Origin of the sequence: Agromyces humatus (assembly GCF_021228295.1) — a bacterium.
GTDB classification, from domain to species: Bacteria; Actinomycetota; Actinomycetes; order Actinomycetales; family Microbacteriaceae; genus Agromyces; species Agromyces humatus.
The window spans coordinates 255,615-273,543 of record NZ_JAJQPD010000003.1 but is presented as its reverse complement, the minus strand read 5'-3'; the positions used below and the strand labels follow the sequence as shown (position 1 = coordinate 273,543).

Below are 17,929 nucleotides of genomic sequence, written 5' to 3'. Positions count from 1 at the left end.
ACGCTCCGACGCGCAGGCGAGGTGACCGATCGATCGACGCCAGGTAGACGCAAAGGATCATGTATGCGCGATGCCCTTCTGTCAGCCGTCACGTATCAGGTCGAGTAGAGATTCAGGTCGACTCGCGGGCCGGGCGTCCACTCGAGGCCGAGCCGACCCGTCGCGCTCCATCGACACTGAGTGGGCCCGGCGCCACGTCAACGTCACTGGAGCCGCGCGCCGAGGCGAAATCGGCGCCTGTAATCGCGAGAGTCGAGCCCATCGGGACGTCTCAACTCTCGATGGTGGCCTCGTGGTCTCGGCGCTGCGCCCATCGGTCGGTGCGACGGACTGTGGGCGACCGCGACAGGTACGTTGCCAACGAGAACTACGCAATCCGCACACTGGTGTGGCGCCGCACCTGCCGCAGGACTGCCCACCTTCCGTAGGGCCGCCCACCGGCCAGGCGGAGTCCGTTGGGCGCGAGATGTTTCACGTGAAACGTCTCGCGCCGAGCCAGATTTCGCGCTGGGTCGCCATTCGTGCTCCCACGGGCTTGGACACCATCGAATCCTGTTCGGTGAGTTCGACCCAGGTCGGCCGCCCAAAAGGGTCGAGCACAAACGGGAGGGCGAATCCCCGACCCCTCATCCGCGGCTGAACCTCGCTTCAGAGATGCCGGGAATGAACGACCTCGGATTCGATCGCGTCCCCACGAACCTCGGGGTGCGTGGATACTGCACCTTGCAGCGATCCCCGTCGAAGAGCCACCGGGAGCCGCTCCGCCGACACCGATAGTTGGCGGCGGAAGGGCGGTCACCCACCGACGTCACCTTCGACAGAATCACGATCGCCCGGCTCTCGCTGAATCCCGTGACCACCCCTCGCGAGTCGTCCCGGTGGCTCTGTGCTGCGGCGCTGCATCGACGCGTGAGGGACCTGGCACCGCGAACGCTGCAGGCGCGGTGAGGGAGTCCATATCCCATAAGTCAGTGTCGCGAGTTGTCGTGCCCGAGCGCGGTCGTTCGGTCGCGCTCGACGGCGCGGCAGCATCACCGCCCAATCCGGCCGCGAGACCGCGCGAGGCAGCACCCGAGACGCGGGTAGCCGGCGGCTCTTCTTGCGAGTCAGCGCGACGAACCCCCCAACCCGACAGGCGACCACAATCGCTTCAACGCACGCAGTCGCACGCGCATGATCTCCGGCGATCTGGTGGGCGGTCATCTCTCTGCGACTCAGGGAAGGCAGTCCAGATTCCGGCCACGATTGGACAACCCTCGACGCAGGCGCGGTGGAACCCAGGCGTGCAACCACGCTCCCCCGGCACGGCATCACGTCGGCACGGCAACACGTCGGCACGGCAACAAATCGGTCGTCCAGCCGACGTTTCACGTGAAACACTGCTTCGGCGTTTACTCCAGGAACGAAGTGCCGACGTTTCACGTGAAACACTGCTTCGGCGTTGCCTCAGGAACGAAGCGCCGACGTTTCACGTGAAACACTCCCACGGCTCCCGAGACGAGCAGCCACAGAGAACCAGGGCATTTCCAACGAATGCACCGATTCCGAGGCCCCCGTCGGAGGAGCCGGTTAAGCTTGACACTCGGGTCGACCCGATCTTCGTGGGGATCGACGCCAGACGGGCAAAAGGAGCGAACGGCATGACACCTGGCGGGGGGCGTGGCTGGTTCCACCGGAGGCGCTCACAACCCGCCGACCCACCGGTGCCCGAGAATACGAGCGCGCCGGAAGCACCCGCCGATGCAGCACAGCCGACGCAGACTGGATCTTCCTCGGCCGGGTATCTCCTCACTCCGGCTCATCTCCAGGGCGAACGGCCGGCTGCCCTCGAACCTCAGTCCGTACCCATGCCGCCCGAGACCCAGGTGACCGACGGCGCTCGCGCGGTGCCGCCCTCGTCCGCTGCGCTCACTTCTTCGAATCAGGAGTCCGCCGGAACGCTCGATGGTGACCGCACCGAGATCTCGTCGGCACCCGCGGCCGGCCACCACATCGACGATGCAAGCACAGCGAATCCGGGTATCGACTGGGACGCCGAGACGGCGGCAGCACTCAGTGGTGACGGCGACGCCGTGCGTCGGCCGAGCAGCTCGAGCACGCTCGATGCACACGCCGCACCCGACCAGCTGCTCGAAGATCTCATCCGTGAGATCGTCGGCGACGCAGCAGTCGACACGGCGTCGTCGCTGTACACACCTCGCCTGACGAACCACGACGACAACGCTCCCGACGCCCAGTCCCCCGGCGACGAATCCGGGAGTGTCGAGAAGCCGCACGACGCGGCATCCCAGACGACGGTTACTCCCCCAGCCGAGCCTGCAGCGTCACTCGAATCATCGGCGTCGGTCGAGGGCGAAGGCGAGGGCTCTGGTTCCGCATCGCAAGCACCCTCGGCGGTTGCACTCGCTGATGCGGCGCGGAACCATCCTGCAGAGGCTGGTCCGCCAGAGGCTTCCGACACCGCTGCCGCCCCGGCTCCCATCGAGCCAGCTGTCGCCGGCCACGCACCGGTGCCACGACTCAGCGGGGCCGTGCTTCAACCGACAGCCCCCTCAGACCCAGCCCCAATTGCCGATGCCAACCAGGCTCCGGCCCCAACCACCATCGATGTTTCACGTGAAACATTGCTCGATCACGGAGGAACTCCCCTGGCCTACGAACTTGCCGATGAGACACGTCGGCGCATTGCGCTCGAGGAGGCTGAACTCCCACTCCCCCCGGCGACTCGGGTGCTCACCATCTCGAACCAGAAGGGCGGCGTCGGCAAGACGACGACCGCCGTCAATCTGGCGGCGGCGCTCGCTCGCTCGGGTGCAAAGGTCCTCGTCATCGACCTTGATCCGCAGGGAAACGCGTCGACCGCGCTCGGTGTGGACCACCGCTCCGATCGGCAGAGCGTCTACGAAGTGCTCGTCGCGGATCTGCCGCTCGCCGACGTCGTGCAGTTGTCTGCCGAGCATGAGCGACTCGATTGCGTGCCGGCCACCATCCACCTCGCGGGTGCTGAGATCGAATTGGTCTCACTCGTGGCGCGCGAACAGCGCCTTCGTCGAGCCCTCGATGCCCACCTCGCGACGATGGAACACCCCTACGACTACGTCTTCATCGATTGCCCGCCTTCGCTCGGCCTACTCACGATCAACGCGTTCGTCGCCGCACGTGAGGTGCTCATCCCCATTCAGTGCGAGTACTACGCGCTCGAAGGGTTGTCGCAACTGCTCAGCAACATCGAGCTCATCGAGAAGCACCTCAACCCCGAGTTGCGCCTGTCGACGATCCTCCTGACCATGTACGACTCGCGAACGAACCTCGCGCAACAGGTGGCACAAGAAGTGCGCGACCATTTTCCGGGCCAGACGCTGTCGACGATCATTCCGCGCTCGGTACGTGTGTCGGAGGCGCCGAGCTACGGCCAAAGCGTGATCAGCTACGACTATGCGTCGAGCGGATCACTGTCCTATCGTGAGGCAGCCGCTGAGATCGCACAGCGCGGCGCTGCACAACCCCAGGAGTCGAACTGATGGCAACGAAGCGAACCGGACTCGGCCGAGGCATCGGCGCGCTGATCCCGAGCGGCGACGACGGCATGCGGTCATCGCGACCCGTCGACGTCTTCTTCCCCGACGCTGACTCCACCCCGGCGACGGCGATCGCGGCCGTCGAGCAGGCCGCCGCTGCAGAGGGCGGACTGGTTACCGTCCCGGGCGCGCACCTCGCCCGACTCAACCCCGTCGACATCCTGCCGAACGCCCAGCAGCCGCGCAGCGTGTTCGACCCTGAGGACCTCGCCGAACTCGTGCACAGCGTCCGCGAGTTCGGGGTGCTGCAGCCGATCGTCGTCCGACCGCACCCCGACCTGCCCGGCAAGTACGAGCTCGTCATGGGTGAACGTCGCCTGCGCGCGACGAAGGAGGCCGGCCTCGGATCGATTCCCGCCGTCGTCAAGGACACGGCCAATGAAGACATGCTGCGCGATGCGCTGCTCGAGAACCTGCACCGGTCGCAGCTCAACCCCCTTGAAGAGGCCTCGGCATACCAGCAACTGCTCGCCGACTTCGGCATCACGCAGGAAGAACTGGCGAGCCGTATCGGGCGATCCAGGCCGCAGATCTCGAACACGTTGCGACTGCTCAAGCTGCCCGAGCCGGTGCAGCTCAGGGTCGCGGCGGGCGTGCTTTCGGCCGGCCATGCTCGAGCCATCCTGTCGGTCGGCGACCCCGACGAGATGCAGCGGTTCGCCGACAAGATCGTGAACGAGGAGCTCTCGGTGCGTGCGGCGGAGTCGCTCGCCACAAAGGAACCGAAGGCGATGCGAGCGAAGCCCGCCGCAGGCAAGCGGCAGGATTTCCTCGACGATCTGGCCACCCGCCTGGGTGACCGGCTCAACACTCGTGTGAAGATCGCTCTGGGCTCCCGGAAAGGCCAGATCAGCATAGATTTCGCTACCGTCCAGGATCTGCGAAGGATCCTGACCGAGCTGGGCGAAGAGCTCGACGGCGTGTGAGACGGAGCCGCTCGCAGGATCGTTCCTGACGAACTGAAACGCCGACGATGCGGCCCGGCGAAGCGTGAGAAGACGTGAACGATGCGGGGGCGACGATGTCGCCCCCGCATCGCGTCTTCCGTGCGGCTACGCGGCTCGCGAAACGGCGCCCCGCACGAGCTCGCCGTACAGTGCGGACGCCGTCGAACCAGACGCTTCGATGGCGAGCGGAACGAGCGACGTCTCGGTGAGACCGGGAATCACGTTCGCCTCGAGGAACCACGGTCGTCCCTCGCGATCGACGATGAAGTCGATGCGCGACAGGTCGCGCAACCCGAGCGTGCGGTGGGCGAGGATCGCCGCGTCGGATGCGGCGGCGATCACGGAATCGTCAAGTCGCGACGGCGCATAGAACGTGGTCTCGCCGGCGTTGTAACGAGCCTGGAAGCTGTAGACGCCGGCAGTCGGCTCGATCTCGACCGCGGGGAGGGCACGAGGACCGTCGCCGCTGTCGACGACGGTCACGGCGACCTCGGTGCCGAACACGCGGCGCTCGACGACCGCGACATCGGCGTAGGTGAACGCTTCGACCATCGCACGCGGCAGCCCGTCGGGGCTCTCGACGATACTCACGCCCTGTGCCGAACCGCCTGAAGCGGGTTTCACGACCAGATCACCCTCGAGCCGCTCGAGGACGACCTTCAGCACGCTCGCGGCTCCGAGCTCGCGAAACGCCTCATGTGAAAGCACGATGGACTCGGGCACCGACAGGCCCGCGGTATCGACGAGCGAGCTCGCAACCGGCTTGGACCAGGCCCGGCGGGCCGCGGCGCCACTCGAACCGACGACCGCGAGGCCGAGCCCCGCCAGCAGGTCGAGCAGCGACCCGTCTTCACCGCTCGATCCATGCAACGCCGGGAACACGACGTCGGGACGCTCCGAGGCGAGGAACGGGAGCAGTGAGGCATCGGGATCGCGAAGCACCACTCGATGCCCGGCTGCGGTCAGCGCGTCGGCGACCCTGCGACCGGAACGCAGTGACACGTCGCGTTCATGCGAGATCCCGCCGGCGAGAACGACAACAGACAACGCGTTAGATTCGCTCATGATCAGGAGTTTCTCCACTACTTCAGGTCGGATGGCGGCGCGGATTCGTAGCCCGAGGTCGGCGGAAGCTGCAGCGTGCCGGTGCCGGCGAACGTGTCGAGCAGATCGAGTTCGCCGTTCACGACGGTCGCGAGGCGCCGTACGCCGAGGCGGATGGCTTCGGGGGTCGGATAGCAGAACGAGAGACGCATCGCATGCCGACCCCGACCGTCGGCGAAGAACGCGGTTCCAGGGGTGTAGGCGACGAGCTCCTTCACGGCACGCGGCAGCATCTGCTTCGAATCGAGCACGTCGGGCATGGTGACCCAGACGTAGAACCCGCCGTTCGGATTCGTCCAGCTGAGCTGGGGCAGATGCTCCCCCAGCGCTTCGATCATCGCGTCCTTGCGTTCGCGGTACACCCCGCGGAACGTGTCGATCTGCGCGCGCCAGTCGGCCGTGGCCAGATACTCCGACACCACCATCTGGCTGAAGGAGCTGGGCGAGAGGATCGCCGACTCGGCGGCGAGGATGAGCTTCTCGCGGATGGCGTGCGGCGCGAGCGCCCACCCCACTCGAAATCCGGGCGCGAGCGTCTTCGAGAACGACCCCAGGTAGATGACGCCTTCGGGGTCGAGGGAGCGGAGCGCGTTCGGCGCGGGCTCGTCGAAGTGCAGCAGGCCGTAGGGGTTGTCTTCGAGCACGAGGATCTCGTTCGACCGACAGATCTCGAGGATCTCGGGGCGCCGCTCGGCCGAGAGCGTGACGCCGGCAGGGTTGTGGAAGTTCGGGATCGTGTAGAGGAACTTGATGCGGCGGCCCTGACCGCGCAACGCGGCGATCGTCTGCCGAAGCGCCTCGGGGATGAGGCCGTGCTCATCGGTTGCGACATGCGCGACGTTCGCCTGGTAGGAGCGGAAGATGCCCAGAGCGCCGACGTAGCTCGGCGATTCGGCGAGGATCACATCGCCGGGATCGATGAAGAGCTTCGCGACGAGGTCGAGGGCCTGCTGCGAGCCGGTCGCGGTCACGACGTTGTCGACGGTTCCGTGAATGCCCTCGATCGCCATGACCTCGAGGATCTGTTCGCGCAGCTCGGGAATTCCCTGGCCAGAGCCATATTGCAGCGCGACCGCCCCGCGCTCGCGCATGACCTTCTCCATCGAGGAGACGATGAGCTCATGCGGAAGCGCGGAGACGTACGGCATGCCGCCGGCCAGTGACACGACCTCGGGCCGTGAGGCGACGGCGAAGAGGGCTCGGACTTCAGAGGCGGCCAGCCCGGCGGCTCGCTCGGCGTAATTCGCGTACCAAGGGTCGAGATTGTTGCCGGTCCGCTGGGGGACGCCGTCAGATGCCACTGCACTGTTCCGTTCTGCTCAGGATTTCAATGGTAGTTGGTGGGTTCGGGGTGGTCGTCCGGGGGCGTCGCGCCGCGACATCCGCTGCTCGAACGCCGATTCGCGGGCGATCGCGAGGGCGGACACACGAAGCGGGGACGCGAAAGACCCGCCCGGCTTTCGCCGGACGGGTCTGGGTGAAGCGAGACCGCCGACTACGAGATGTAGGCGGCGAGGTCGGCCTCGAGAGCGGGCTTCGGCTTTGCGCCGATGACGGTCTTCACGACCTCGCCCTTCTCGAACACCTTGAACGCGGGAATCGCGGTGATCTGGTACTTCATCGCGAGACCCGGGTTCTCGTCGACGTTGAGCTTCACGATGTCGAGCTTCTCTGAGTGCTCGGTCGCGATCTGGTCGAGGATCGGGCTGACGGCGCGACACGGGCCGCACCATTCGGCCCAGAAGTCCACGAGCACAGCCTTGTCGTTGTTGAGTACCTCCTGCTCGAAGGTGGCCTCGGTCACTGCACGTGCAGTCATTGCGTTCTCCTTTGGGTGGAAATCAGGGAACCGGCTTCGCCGGTGGTCGGATGTCGCGCCGCGTCAATTCACGACGGCGAACTCGGCTTCGACCGCTTCGACCGCTTCGGCCTCGGCGACGGATGTCGCGGCGGCGGCGACCTCGGCCTCAGGCGCTTTTGGGAGCGCGGCCAGGTACTGTTCGGCGTCGAGCGCGGCGACCGTGCCAGAGCCGGCGGCGGTGACCGCCTGGCGGTAGTGCGGGTCGGTGACGTCGCCCGCCGCGAACACGCCGGGGAGGCTCGTCTTCGACGTGCGGCCCTCGACGGCGATGGTGCCTTCGGGGGTGAGTTCGAGCTTGCCGTGCACCAGGTGCGTGCGCGGGTCGTTGCCGATCGCGACGAACAGGCCGTCGAGGTCGAGGCCGCGCTCGTCACCGGTGACCGTGTCGCGCAGGGTGACGCCGGTGACCGCGGTGGTGCCGTGGATGGCGGCGATCTCGGCATTCCAGATGAACTCGATCTTCTCGTTGTCGAACGCACGCTGCTGCATGATCTTCGAGGCCTTGAGCGTGTCGCGGCGGTGGATCACGTAGACCTTGTCGGCGAAACGGGTGAGGAACGTCGCCTCCTCCATGGCCGAGTCGCCGCCGCCGACGACCGCGATGGTCTTCTGGCGGAAGAAGAAGCCGTCGCACGTGGCGCACCACGAGAGGCCGTGGCCCGAGAGCACCTCTTCTTCGGGCAGCCCGAGCTTGCGGTACGCCGAGCCCGTCGCGTAGATGAGCGCCGCGGCCTCGTGCGTCTCGCCGTTGCCGAGCTTCACGCGCTTGACCGGGCCGTCGAGTTCGAGCTCGACCACGTCGTCGTAGACGACCTCGGTGCCGAACCGCTCGGCCTGCGCCTGCAGTTTCGCCATCAGGTCGGGACCCATGATGCCCTCGGGGAACCCGGGGAAGTTCTCGACCTCGGTCGTGTTCATCAGCTCGCCGCCGATCTCGACCGAGCTCGCGATGAGCAGCGGCTTCAGCTCAGCACGAGCGGCGTAGATCGCGGCCGTGAACCCGGCCGGGCCTGAGCCGATGATGATGATGTCGCGCAACGGTTTGCTCCCTGTGCTCTCGTAGGTGTGGCATCCGAATCATCCGGATGTCACGCCATGGTCAACACAGTCTAGGCGGCGGCTATTCCAGCGCCCGCTCGTGCGTCGCGAGTGTGCCGGATGCCGCCTGACGCGTGCTGACCGCAGCGAGCGGCCATGGCCCGGTCGCCGATCAGCCCCGGCGCAGCCGGTCGACGAGCGGCTCGGCGAACCCGCGCAGCTCGGGCGAGCGCAACAGCCAGAGCCCGGCGAAGTAGAGCGCCGCCATGACCGTGCCGATGATCGCCATCGTGACGATCGATCCGAGGATGCCCGAGACCGCGAACCCGCCGTCGGTGGTGCCCCCGAGCAGCACGAGGAGCCCGATTCCGGCGGCCAGCGGCAGCACGAGGGCGAGGAACGATCGTCCGAACCCACGCGCGATGCGGGCAGCGTCGAGCGTGTGCAGGCGGCGGCGCAGCAGCCACGAAGCAAGCATGAGCTGGGCGATGCAGGCGATGGTCGTCACGAGGGCGATGCCTGCGGCGAGAACGTCTTTCGGCAGGGCGAGGCAGGCGATTGCGCCCGCGATGAACACGACGACCTGGAACAGCGTGAAGCGGAACGGCGTGCGGGTGTCGCCGAGCGCGTAGAACGTGCGCTGCACGACGAACAGCGTCGAGAACGGCACGAGCCCGAGCGTGAATGCGATGACCACGTTGCCGAGCGCGGCGGTGTCGGCGAAGCTCGCCCGCTCGAACACCGCGGCGAACGGGTAGGCGATGACGAGCAGTACCGCAGCCGCGAGGTTGATGATGAGCGTGATGCCGCGGATCGCGCCCGACAGGTCGTCGCGCACCCGGTCGAGGTCGTCGGCCGCCGCATGTTCGCTCATGCGGGTGAAGTAGGCCGTCGCGATCGACACCGTGATCACCGAGTGCGGCAGCATGAAGATGAGCCAGGCGTAGTCGACGGCCGCGATCGACGCGTTCTCGCCCGATGCCGTGCCGAGCACGAGGGTCTGCACGATGCCGGCGAGCGTCGTGAGCAGCAGCATGCCGAAGGTCCACCCCGCCATGCGCCCCGCGGTGCCCAGTCCGACGCCGCGCCAGACGAAGTCGGGGCGGTAGCGCAGGCCGATGCGCCGCCAGAACCAGAACAGCACGAGTGCCTGCGCGGCGATGCCGAGCGTGGCCGATCCGGCCAGCACCGCGATCATCGCGGGGGTCCACTCGTCGGCCGCGCGGGCACCGCTCGGGTCGACGCCGAACGCCCACGCGAACACGAGCAGGCCCGCGATCGCGACGATGTTGTTGAGCACCGGCACCCAGGTGAACGGCCCGAAGCTGCGCCGGGCGTTCAGCACCTCGCCGAGCAGGGTGTACAGGCCGTAGAAGAAGATCTGCGGCAGGCACCACCAGGCGAACGCGATCGCGAGGTTGAGGGTCGCCCGCGGCAGGGTGGCGCCGTAGAGCAGCGTGAGCAGAGGCGCCAACGCGGTCGCCAGGATCGTCGCGCCCGCGAGGATGACGAGCGCGACGGTGAGCAGCTTGTTGATGTAGGCGCTGCCGCCGTCGGCGTGGGCGCCGGCGCGCACGATCTGGGGCACCAGCACGGCGCTGAGCACACCGCCCGCCACGATGACGTACACGGTGTTGGGCAGGGCATTGGCCACGGCGAACGCGTCGGCGCCGGCCGAGCCGACGACGCCGATCGTCGCGGCGACGATGATCGCCTTCACGAACCCGAGGAGGCGCGAGACGATGGTGCCCGACGCGAGGAACGCGCTCGCGCGGCCGATGCCGTCAGTCATTCCGCGGCTCGGGGGTATCGGTGCGGGTTTCATCGGTTACGCCTTCGGATGTCGCGGGGCCGGACGAATCCGAATCGGAATCCGCGTGATCGGTTGATGTCGAATCGGATGCCTCGGCTTCGCGTTGTTCGGAATCCGCCGAAGTCGCGTCATCCGTCGTCTCACGGGTCTCGGCGTTCTCGGACACCTCGGCGCCCCCGGCGGCCGCCTCGGCACGCTGCCGGCGGCGACGGCGGATGTTGCGCCAGATGCCGAAGCCGAAGAACAGTGCGACTGCGGTCGCGAGGATCGCAGCGCCGAGGCCCTCCCAGTCGGCCTGCACATTCGCTTCGACGTTCACCGTGCCGCCCACCGGCACACCAGTGGGCGAGGCGAGCGAGACGGCGATCGTGACCTCGCCGCGGCCGACCCCGGCCGCGATCGGCACCTGCACGGTGCTTCGCGACTCGGCGCCGACGGTGACCTCGACGCTGTCTTCGACGATGAGCCGGCCGTTGGAGGGGTCGGCCGAGACGATGACCGTCGCGGGGTATGGCAGCGCGTTGAGCACCGTCGTCGGCAACGGAGACTCGCGGGCGACGACCAGCACGCTGCTGCTCGGCACCACCGACACCGAATCGAGCGTCGCCCGTCGTTCGGTGAGCCACGTGTTGATCGCGGCATTCCACGCGCCGGTGTCGCCGAGCCACGCGACGTCGAGCAGTGCGAGCAGGTCGCGCCGCACCGGTCCGGTGAGCAGGCGGGGGTCATCGAGCACGGTCGCGAACGCGTCGACCTCGGCCTCGACGGCGATCATGCGCTCTGCGGCGATGCGACGCTGATCGTCTTCGGGCTCATCGACGAGCGTGCGCGCGACAGGCGGCGCGCCGATCGCATCGGAGAGGCCGGCGGGGCGCACCCAGGCGTTGCCGGTCGCCTCGTCGATCGTGTCGGCGACGCGGTCGGCGTTCGCGTAGGCGCCGCGGTCGAACGTCGCGAGCATCGTCGCCGGGCGGCCGGACTCGGCGTCGATCGCGAGTTCTGCGAGCAGCCCGCCCGCAGCGGAACGCCACTCGGTCTCGGTCGACGCGGTCGAAGCCGAGCGCAGCGACGCCGTGAGTCGTGCATCGGCGACGACCGCGGTCGAGCCCTCGACGGCCGACGCGGCGTCGACGCGGCCATCGAGTGGGGTGACGTTTCCCGGCGCGACGATCGCGGTGGTGAGTCCAGCCGCATCGAGGTAGCCGAGGTCGCCGGTCGCGATCGTGTCATCGGCGGGCCACGCGATGTCGGTGCGGGTGTACGGCCAGGCGAGGATCTCCTCGGTCGTCGGCAGGACGCCGGTGGGATCTGCGGGGTCGGTCGGTTCGGGTGTCGCCGCGCCGGTCTCAGGGGCGGTCGGCGTCGGCGTGGGCGTCTCGGCACCGTCGACGGGTGGCTCGACGTCGGCGAAGGCATCGGGATCGAGCACGTCGGAGAACGTCGTCGGCGCCAGCAGGCCGGGCAGGTCGAGCTGCGCCTGCAACGCCACGTCGGCATCGGCATAGGCAAGCGGGAAGGTCTCGTTCGTGATGCTGCCGAGTCGTGCCAGCCACCGCGCGGCGGAGTCCGGAGCGGCCGTTCCCAGCACCCGGATCGAGGCGATGATGCGCGGGTCGATGCCGATCGCCACCCGCTTGTCGGCGACCGCGTCGAGCTGTCGATCGAGCAGGCCGAGGGGGGCGGTCCACTCCTCGAGTTGCTCGGCCGTGAAGAGCCCGGCCGGTTCGGCGGGCACCGTCAGGGGGTAGACGATCGCGAGCGACGTCGGATTCGGAGCCGGCGCCGTCGAGGTCGCGAACGCCGCGCCCGCCGAGGCGACGAGTATGCCGTCGATCACGATCTCGGCGCCGAGGCCGAGCACCGGCCCGTCGTCGGCGGCGCCGAGCGCGTTCGCGGGCACCGTGAACGACACGACCGTGGTCGATCCTGCGGCCACCGCGCGCGACTCGGCCTCGAGCACGACGACCCCGTCGCCGGCCGGCGCATCGGCGGCATCGCCTCGGGCACCCAGCCACGCAACGAGCTCGCTGGTGCCGTCGATCGGGCCCTCGGCACGGGTCAGGCGCATGGTTCCGGGTGCGAGCGCCTCGGCCGTCGCGTTCTCGATCTCGACGCTGACGGTCAGCGGTGCGCCGGTCGTGACGATGGTGTCGACCGTCGGCGCGATGTGCAGCTCGACGCCGTCGACGTCGGCGGTGGGCTCGGAAAGGCGAGCGGATGCGGCCGGGCCGCCGACCGCATCGATCGAGGTCTCAGCGGTACCGCGCGCGTCGGAGACGGCGAGGGCGCCGAGCGGTGCGGCGATGACCGCGACGATCGCGGCGGCTGCGATGCCGAGGGCGACACCGCGCCGGCGGCGCGGACCGGACTCGATCTCGGCCTCTGCGATCGCGCCCGAACCGGCGGACGGGGCATCCGCAATCGAGTCGTCGGTCGACCGGAGTCGTTCTGCGGGCGCGCGCGCAGGAATCGACTCGTCGGACATGCACGCGATTCTACGGGTTGGCCCCCGTGTATCCGCTCGATCTCCACAGGCGGAGGGGGGCCGCGCAGGTCGTCGCGGGCGACTCCACTTAACATGGGGGCATGCAGAGTGTCGCGGCAGCCCTCGACCGGCTGGGCGAGCTGGCGGCTTCGCCGACCGTGGCGAAGCTCGCCGCGGCATTCGAGGCATCGGGCCACGAACTCGCGCTCGTCGGCGGCCCGGTGCGTGACGCCTTCCTCGGTCGACCGGTCAGCGACCTCGATTTCACGACGGATGCCACTCCCGACGAGATCCTCGCGATCGTGAAGCCCATCGCCGAGGCGCACTGGGACATCGGCCGCGCATTCGGCACGATCGGCGCGAAGATCGCGGGCGAGACCGTCGAGATCACCACCTACCGGGCCGACGCCTACGACGGAGACTCGCGCAAACCCGAGGTGGCGTTCGGATCGTCGCTGGAAGACGACCTCACACGCCGCGACTTCACCGTGAATTCGCTCGCACTGCGGCTGCCGAAGCTCGAGCTCGTCGACCCGTCGGGCGGCGTCGAAGACCTCGTGGCGGGCGTGCTGCGCACCCCCGCCGCGCCCGAGCAGTCCTTCGGCGACGACCCGCTGCGCATGCTGCGCGCCGCACGCTTCGCGTCGCAGCTGGGCTTCGAGGTCGAAGACTCCACGCGCAGGGCCATGGACGACCTCGCGCCCGCGATCGAACGCATCTCCGCCGAGCGGGTTCGCGATGAGCTGTCGAAACTGCTCCTGACGGGTGCGCCGCGCCGCGGCATCCGACTGCTCGTCGAATCGGGGCTCGCCGACCTCGTGATCCCCGAAGTGCCCGCGCTGCGCCTCGAACGCGACGAGCACCACCGCCACAAAGACGTGTACGAGCACTCGATCATGGTGCTCGAGCAGGCGATCGACTACGAGAAGTCGCGCGGCGTGCTCGACTCCCCCGACCTCGTCGTGCGCCTCGCAGCGCTGATGCACGACATCGGCAAGCCCGCGACCAGGCGGTACGAGCCGGGCGGGTCGGTCAGTTTCCACCATCACGACGTCGTCGGTGCGAAGCTCGCCCGCAAACGCCTGCGTGCGCTGCGCTTCGACAACGACACCATCGCTGCGGTGTCGCGCATCATCGAACTGCACCTGCGGTTCTTCGGGTACACCGACGGAGCGTGGAGCGACTCGGCCGTGCGTCGATACGTGCGCGACGCCGGCGACCAGCTCGAGCGGCTGCACATCGTCTCGCGGGCCGACGTCACGACGCGCAACCGCCGCAAGGCCGATCAGCTCGGGTTCGCGTACGACGATCTCGAGGAGCGCATCGCCGTGCTCGCCGAAGAGGAGGAGCTCGCGGCCGTGCGCCCCGAGCTCGACGGGCAGCAGATCATGGCGATCCTCGGGCTGGCGCCCGGGCCGATCGTCGGCGAGGCCTACAAGTTCCTGCTCGAGGTACGGCTCGACGAGGGACCGATCGGCACGGATGCCGCGACCGAGCGCCTGCGCGCCTGGTGGGCGTCGCGCGAGCCCGCCGGCGCCTGACGGCGCTCCCGCGCTCCCGCGCTCCCGCCCTCCCGCGCTCCCGCCCTCCCGCTCTCGCTCCCGCCCTCGCGCGAGCCCCACCCCCGTTCCGAGGGTGCTTTCGTGCCAGAATGCGGGCACCCCGGGCGGATTCTGGCGCGAAAGCACCCCGGGAACGTGGTGCGCGGGTTGGAGGCAGGCGATGTGGTGACGGAGAGAGTGGTCCTCCACAGGGATGGCGGGGGCCAGAACGTTCACAGCTCGGCTTCGAGCGGGATGGTCGGCACGACGAACGAGGCACCATCGGCTGATGAGCGTTCAGAACGACGACCTTCCCGTCGAGCTTCGATTCCGCGCGAACCCCGCCTCCCTCGACACGTCGCGGCGCACCACTCATCGCTGCGTGAACGCCGGAACACTCGTCCGAGTGCGAGCCGGAGCATACGCAGTCCCTGAAGAGCTCGCCGCGGCGAACGCCCGCCGGGGCGAGCTCGCACGAATTGAGGCGGTCGTCGGCACCCGACGCTCTCGAGTCGTGCTCTCGCATGAGGCCGCGGCGGTCGTGTGGGGCATCCCCCGCATCGGTCCGGCACCCGACGCGGTCGAATTGGTCGACGCTCGGTCGACGCGCCCGCGTTCGATGAACGGAGTTCGCTGGCGTCGCACGCCATTCGACGCCGCCGAAGTCGTCGAGCGCAACGGCTTCCTCGTCACCGGGCTCCTCCAGACCGTTACCGACCTTGTCTGCGACCGTGACTTCGTCGGGGCGGTCGTCGCACTGGATGCCTCGACCGGAGCGTTCCTGCGATCCGGGGCGTTCGTGGTCGCGCGCGGGGTTCCCGCCGAGCGGGTCACGCAGAGGCTCCGGGAGTTCGGGCGGCGTACGGGTGCAAGCGCCGCGCTGCGGGCGATCGAGTTCGCCGACCATCGCGCCGAGTCGCCCGGCGAGTCCTTGAGTCGCGCCCAGATGCATCTGCTCGGGTATCCGCCGCCGGAGCTGCAGGTCGTCTTCGACCGGGCCGCCGGGGGCATCGATCGCGTGGACTTCGACTGGCCCGATTTCGGCGCCTTCGGTGAGTTCGACGGCGACCTCAAGTACCTCGATCCGAGGTATCGAGGCGGGCGAACCGTCGAGCAGGTGATCCTGGACGAGAAGAAGCGCGATCAGCGGATCGGCACTCGGCACCGCCGCCGTTCGGCCCATTGGGATTGGAGGACCGCGATGCGTCCGCGGAGCTTGGCCGGGGTGCTCGATGACCTCGGCCTCCCCCGTCGTGCCCGTCCATGAGCATCCCGAGGGTGCTTTCGTGCCACAACCGGGGCTCATTCGGGGGAATCTGGCACGAAAGCACCCCGGGAAGCGATTGGCGAGGGGGCGAATGGCGCCGGGGAGGGACATCCGCTAGGCTGTACCGGTTGCCCGTGCGCCGCGATTGTGCGGCCTCCACGACGTGACGTATGCACAACCCTCCTGCTGCAGAGATCCTGTAGCCGTTTGAGTCCGAAGGAGGTGGGTTAGTCATGCACCAATACGAGCTGATGGTTATCCTCGATCCCGAGATCGATGAGCGCACCGTTGCTCCCAGCCTTGACAAGTTCCTCAACGTCATCCGTAATGATGGCGGCACCGTCGACAAGGTCGACATCTGGGGACGTCGTCGTCTGGCCTACGAGATCAACAAGAAGTCCGAGGGCATCTACGCCGTCGTCGACTTCACCGCTGAGTCCAAGACCACCGATGAGCTCGACCGCCAGCTGAACCTCAGCGAGGCCGTCATGCGCACCAAGGTGCTCCGCGCCGAAGAGGCGATCGCCCAGGTCGCCGCCCACGCCAAGGCGCAGGAGGAGAAGGCCGCGAAGAAGGCCGCCGCTTCCGCCCGGGCCGGTGCGAAGGCCGCCGCCCCGGCTGCTGCCGTCGCCGCGGCACCTGCCTCGGCCAAGAAGGACGCCTAGTCCCCATGGCCGGCGAGACCATCATCACCGTGGTGGGCAACCTCACTGCAGATCCCGAGCTGCGCTACACGCAGAACGGACTCGCGGTTGCCAACTTCACCATTGCGTCCACCCCCCGCACGTTCGACCGTCAGGCGAACGAGTGGAAGGACGGTGAAGCGTTGTTCCTGCGCGCGAGCGTCTGGCGTGAATTCGCCGAGCACGTCGCCGGATCTCTCACCAAGGGTTCCCGGGTCATCGCTTCCGGGCGTCTCAAGCAGCGTTCCTACGAGACGAAGGAAGGCGAGAAGCGCACCACCATGGAGCTCGAGATCGACGAGATCGGTCCGAGCCTGCGCTACGCCACCGCGTCCGTGACGCGCGCCCAGTCGAACCGCGGTGCGGTCGGCGGCGGCGGCGGCTCCTTCGGGGGCGGCCAGTCCGACGACGCATGGGCACCCAGCGCGCCCGCAGCAGCCCAGCAGGGCGGCGGCGGCGGCGACGTCTGGAACACGCCCGGCACCAACTACGGCGACGAGACCCCCTTCTAATACTCACTGTGGGTTCGAGACGCGGCTCCGCCGCTCCTCAACCCGCGAACCTCAAGACAGGAAAGACAATGGCTGGAAAGTCGAGCGGCGATCGCCGCAAGCCGAGCCGCGGGAAGGGCGCGAAGAACGCCGCCCCGGCGAAGTCCATCAAGGTCGGTGTCATCGACTACAAAGACGTCGCGACCCTTCGCAAGTTCATCTCGGAGCGTGGAAAGATCCGCGCCCGTCGCATCACCGGTGTCTCCGTGCAGGAGCAGCGCCTCATCGCCCGCGCCGTGAAGAACGCGCGCGAGATGGCCCTCCTGCCCTACTCGGGCTCCGGCCGCTAAGGAGCACGACAATGGCAAAGGTTATTCTCACGCACGAGGTCAGCGGCCTCGGCACGCCCGGCGACGTCGTCGAGGTCAAGAACGGCTACGCGCGCAACTACCTGGTTCCTCAGGGATTCGCCACGCCGTGGACCCGCGGTGGCGAGAAGCAGGTCGAGCAGATCAAGGCGGCGCGTGCCGCTCGCGAGCTGCACTCGCTCGAGGACGCGCAGGCCCTCAAGGCCAAGCTCGAGTCGGGCAAGGTCAGGCTGGCCGTGAAGGCGGGCCTCGGCGGCCGCCTGTTCGGTTCGGTGAAGGTGGCGGATGTCGCGGCCGCGGTCGCGGCGGCCGGCCTCGGCGACCTCGACAAGCGCAAGATCCAGATCACCACGCCCATCAAGGCGGTCGGTGACCACGAGGCGACGGTTCGCCTCCACGACGAGCTCTCGGCGACGATCACCCTTCAGGTGGTCGCGGCGAAGTAACTCGCCCAGCACGACGCAGACGGCGGTCGGAACCTCGGTTCCGGCCGCCGTTCGTCGTTCCCGTGCAGTGCGTTCGCGCCTGCGGCGCAGCTCGGCGCGGTACCTTGCTGATCTCATTGTCCGGATACACCCGCGGGCGGGTCGAGCGCAAGTTCCTTGTGGATTCACTCGGAGGGTTGTACACAGGTGAGGCGTTCTCGGCGGTGGGAATCTGAAGAACTTTTTCCCCACAGGTGTGGAAACTGAAAACCCCCGGTAAAGCTGAAATTGCAACGGTGTAATTCACACTAATTCCACAGTTTTCCAC

At 68.1% G+C, this 17,929-nt stretch carries 14 protein-coding genes; 8 read left to right on the top strand and 6 right to left on the bottom strand.

Going from position 1 to position 17,929, the window contains the following annotated elements:
• Nucleotides 1-2,603 precede the first annotated feature (2,603 nt).
• Together LSF15_RS06505 and LSF15_RS06500 are read left to right on the top strand one after the other, a co-directional pair.
• Nucleotides 2,604-3,521, top strand: a complete 918-nt coding sequence (locus LSF15_RS06505) for a ParA family protein (protein ID WP_308188443.1) — start codon at nucleotides 2,604-2,606, stop codon at nucleotides 3,519-3,521.
• On the top strand, nucleotides 3,521-4,504 hold the full coding sequence (locus LSF15_RS06500; RefSeq protein ID WP_232497715.1) for a ParB/RepB/Spo0J family partition protein: 984 nt from the start codon (nucleotides 3,521-3,523) through the stop codon (nucleotides 4,502-4,504). Before LSF15_RS06505 ends, LSF15_RS06500 begins: the two co-directional genes overlap by 1 nt.
• 126 nt (nucleotides 4,505-4,630) lie before the next feature.
• On the opposite strand, the gene LSF15_RS06495 is transcribed toward LSF15_RS06500, so the two are convergent.
• The 6 genes from LSF15_RS06495 to LSF15_RS06470 form a co-directional block, all read right to left on the bottom strand.
• Entirely contained in the window at nucleotides 4,631-5,590 is a 960-nt protein-coding gene (locus LSF15_RS06495; protein WP_232497714.1) for a D-alanine--D-alanine ligase family protein, read from the bottom strand.
• A 17-nt stretch (nucleotides 5,591-5,607) separates the two neighbouring features.
• The gene (locus LSF15_RS06490; RefSeq protein ID WP_232497713.1) at nucleotides 5,608-6,930 is read right to left on the bottom strand and encodes an aminotransferase-like domain-containing protein; all 1,323 of its coding nucleotides are present in this window, start codon (nucleotides 6,928-6,930) and stop codon (nucleotides 5,608-5,610) included.
• Between the two features lie 194 nt (nucleotides 6,931-7,124).
• A complete protein-coding gene (gene trxA / locus LSF15_RS06485) occupies nucleotides 7,125-7,448 on the bottom strand; it encodes a thioredoxin (RefSeq protein ID WP_232497712.1) in 324 nt (107 codons plus the stop codon).
• Nucleotides 7,449-7,511: 63 nt separating this feature from the next.
• Nucleotides 7,512-8,528, bottom strand: coding sequence for a thioredoxin-disulfide reductase (gene trxB / locus LSF15_RS06480; protein ID WP_232497711.1), 1,017 nt, complete (start codon nucleotides 8,526-8,528; stop codon nucleotides 7,512-7,514).
• Nucleotides 8,529-8,700: 172 nt separating this feature from the next.
• Complete coding sequence (murJ, locus tag LSF15_RS06475; protein ID WP_232497710.1) at nucleotides 8,701-10,320, bottom strand: murein biosynthesis integral membrane protein MurJ; 1,620 nt, start codon at nucleotides 10,318-10,320, stop codon at nucleotides 8,701-8,703.
• A complete protein-coding gene (locus LSF15_RS06470) occupies nucleotides 10,313-12,826 on the bottom strand; it encodes a DUF6049 family protein (protein WP_232497709.1) in 2,514 nt (837 codons plus the stop codon). Before LSF15_RS06470 ends, murJ begins: the two co-directional genes overlap by 8 nt.
• Nucleotides 12,827-12,927: 101 nt before the next feature.
• Here LSF15_RS06470 and LSF15_RS06465 point away from each other — a divergent pair, with 101 nt between their 5' ends.
• The 6 genes from LSF15_RS06465 to rplI all read left to right on the top strand — a co-directional run bounded on the left by LSF15_RS06465 (nucleotide 12,928) and on the right by rplI (nucleotide 17,622).
• Entirely contained in the window at nucleotides 12,928-14,367 is a 1,440-nt protein-coding gene (locus LSF15_RS06465) for a CCA tRNA nucleotidyltransferase (RefSeq protein ID WP_232497708.1), read from the top strand.
• A 289-nt stretch (nucleotides 14,368-14,656) separates the two neighbouring features.
• Complete coding sequence (locus LSF15_RS06460) at nucleotides 14,657-15,634, top strand: hypothetical protein (RefSeq protein WP_232497707.1); 978 nt, start codon at nucleotides 14,657-14,659, stop codon at nucleotides 15,632-15,634.
• 233 nt (nucleotides 15,635-15,867) lie between these two features.
• Nucleotides 15,868-16,299: a 30S ribosomal protein S6 gene (rpsF, locus tag LSF15_RS06455; RefSeq protein WP_232497706.1), complete on the top strand. Its 432-nt coding sequence runs from the start codon at nucleotides 15,868-15,870 to the stop codon at nucleotides 16,297-16,299.
• A 5-nt stretch (nucleotides 16,300-16,304) separates the two neighbouring features.
• Nucleotides 16,305-16,829 carry a single-stranded DNA-binding protein gene (locus tag LSF15_RS06450; protein ID WP_232497705.1) on the top strand — a complete coding sequence of 175 codons (525 nt, stop codon included), beginning with the start codon at nucleotides 16,305-16,307 and terminating at the stop codon, nucleotides 16,827-16,829.
• A 68-nt stretch (nucleotides 16,830-16,897) separates the two neighbouring features.
• Nucleotides 16,898-17,158, top strand: a complete 261-nt coding sequence (gene rpsR, locus LSF15_RS06445) for a 30S ribosomal protein S18 (RefSeq protein WP_056727560.1) — start codon at nucleotides 16,898-16,900, stop codon at nucleotides 17,156-17,158.
• Nucleotides 17,159-17,169: 11 nt separating this feature from the next.
• On the top strand, nucleotides 17,170-17,622 hold the full coding sequence (rplI, locus tag LSF15_RS06440) for a 50S ribosomal protein L9 (RefSeq protein WP_232497704.1): 453 nt from the start codon (nucleotides 17,170-17,172) through the stop codon (nucleotides 17,620-17,622).
• The last annotated feature ends 307 nt before the right edge of the window (nucleotides 17,623-17,929 follow it).

Bases quoted from the DNA above. Each gene is read 5' to 3' on its own strand.
- LSF15_RS06500 (WP_232497715.1), top strand. From the start codon at position 3,521: ATGGCAACGAAGCGAACCGGACTCGGCCGAGGCATCGGCGCGCTGATC.
- LSF15_RS06495 (WP_232497714.1), bottom strand. From the start codon at position 5,590: ATGAGCGAATCTAACGCGTTGTCTGTTGTCGTTCTCGCCGGCGGGATC.
- trxA (WP_232497712.1), bottom strand. From the start codon at position 7,448: ATGACTGCACGTGCAGTGACCGAGGCCACCTTCGAGCAGGAGGTACTC.
- murJ (WP_232497710.1), bottom strand. From the start codon at position 10,320: ATGACTGACGGCATCGGCCGCGCGAGCGCGTTCCTCGCGTCGGGCACC.
- LSF15_RS06470 (WP_232497709.1), bottom strand. From the start codon at position 12,826: ATGTCCGACGAGTCGATTCCTGCGCGCGCGCCCGCAGAACGACTCCGG.
- LSF15_RS06465 (WP_232497708.1), top strand. From the start codon at position 12,928: ATGCAGAGTGTCGCGGCAGCCCTCGACCGGCTGGGCGAGCTGGCGGCT.
- LSF15_RS06460 (WP_232497707.1), top strand. From the start codon at position 14,657: ATGAGCGTTCAGAACGACGACCTTCCCGTCGAGCTTCGATTCCGCGCG.
- rpsF (WP_232497706.1), top strand. From the start codon at position 15,868: ATGCACCAATACGAGCTGATGGTTATCCTCGATCCCGAGATCGATGAG.
- LSF15_RS06450 (WP_232497705.1), top strand. From the start codon at position 16,305: ATGGCCGGCGAGACCATCATCACCGTGGTGGGCAACCTCACTGCAGAT.
- rpsR (WP_056727560.1), top strand. From the start codon at position 16,898: ATGGCTGGAAAGTCGAGCGGCGATCGCCGCAAGCCGAGCCGCGGGAAG.
- rplI (WP_232497704.1), top strand. From the start codon at position 17,170: ATGGCAAAGGTTATTCTCACGCACGAGGTCAGCGGCCTCGGCACGCCC.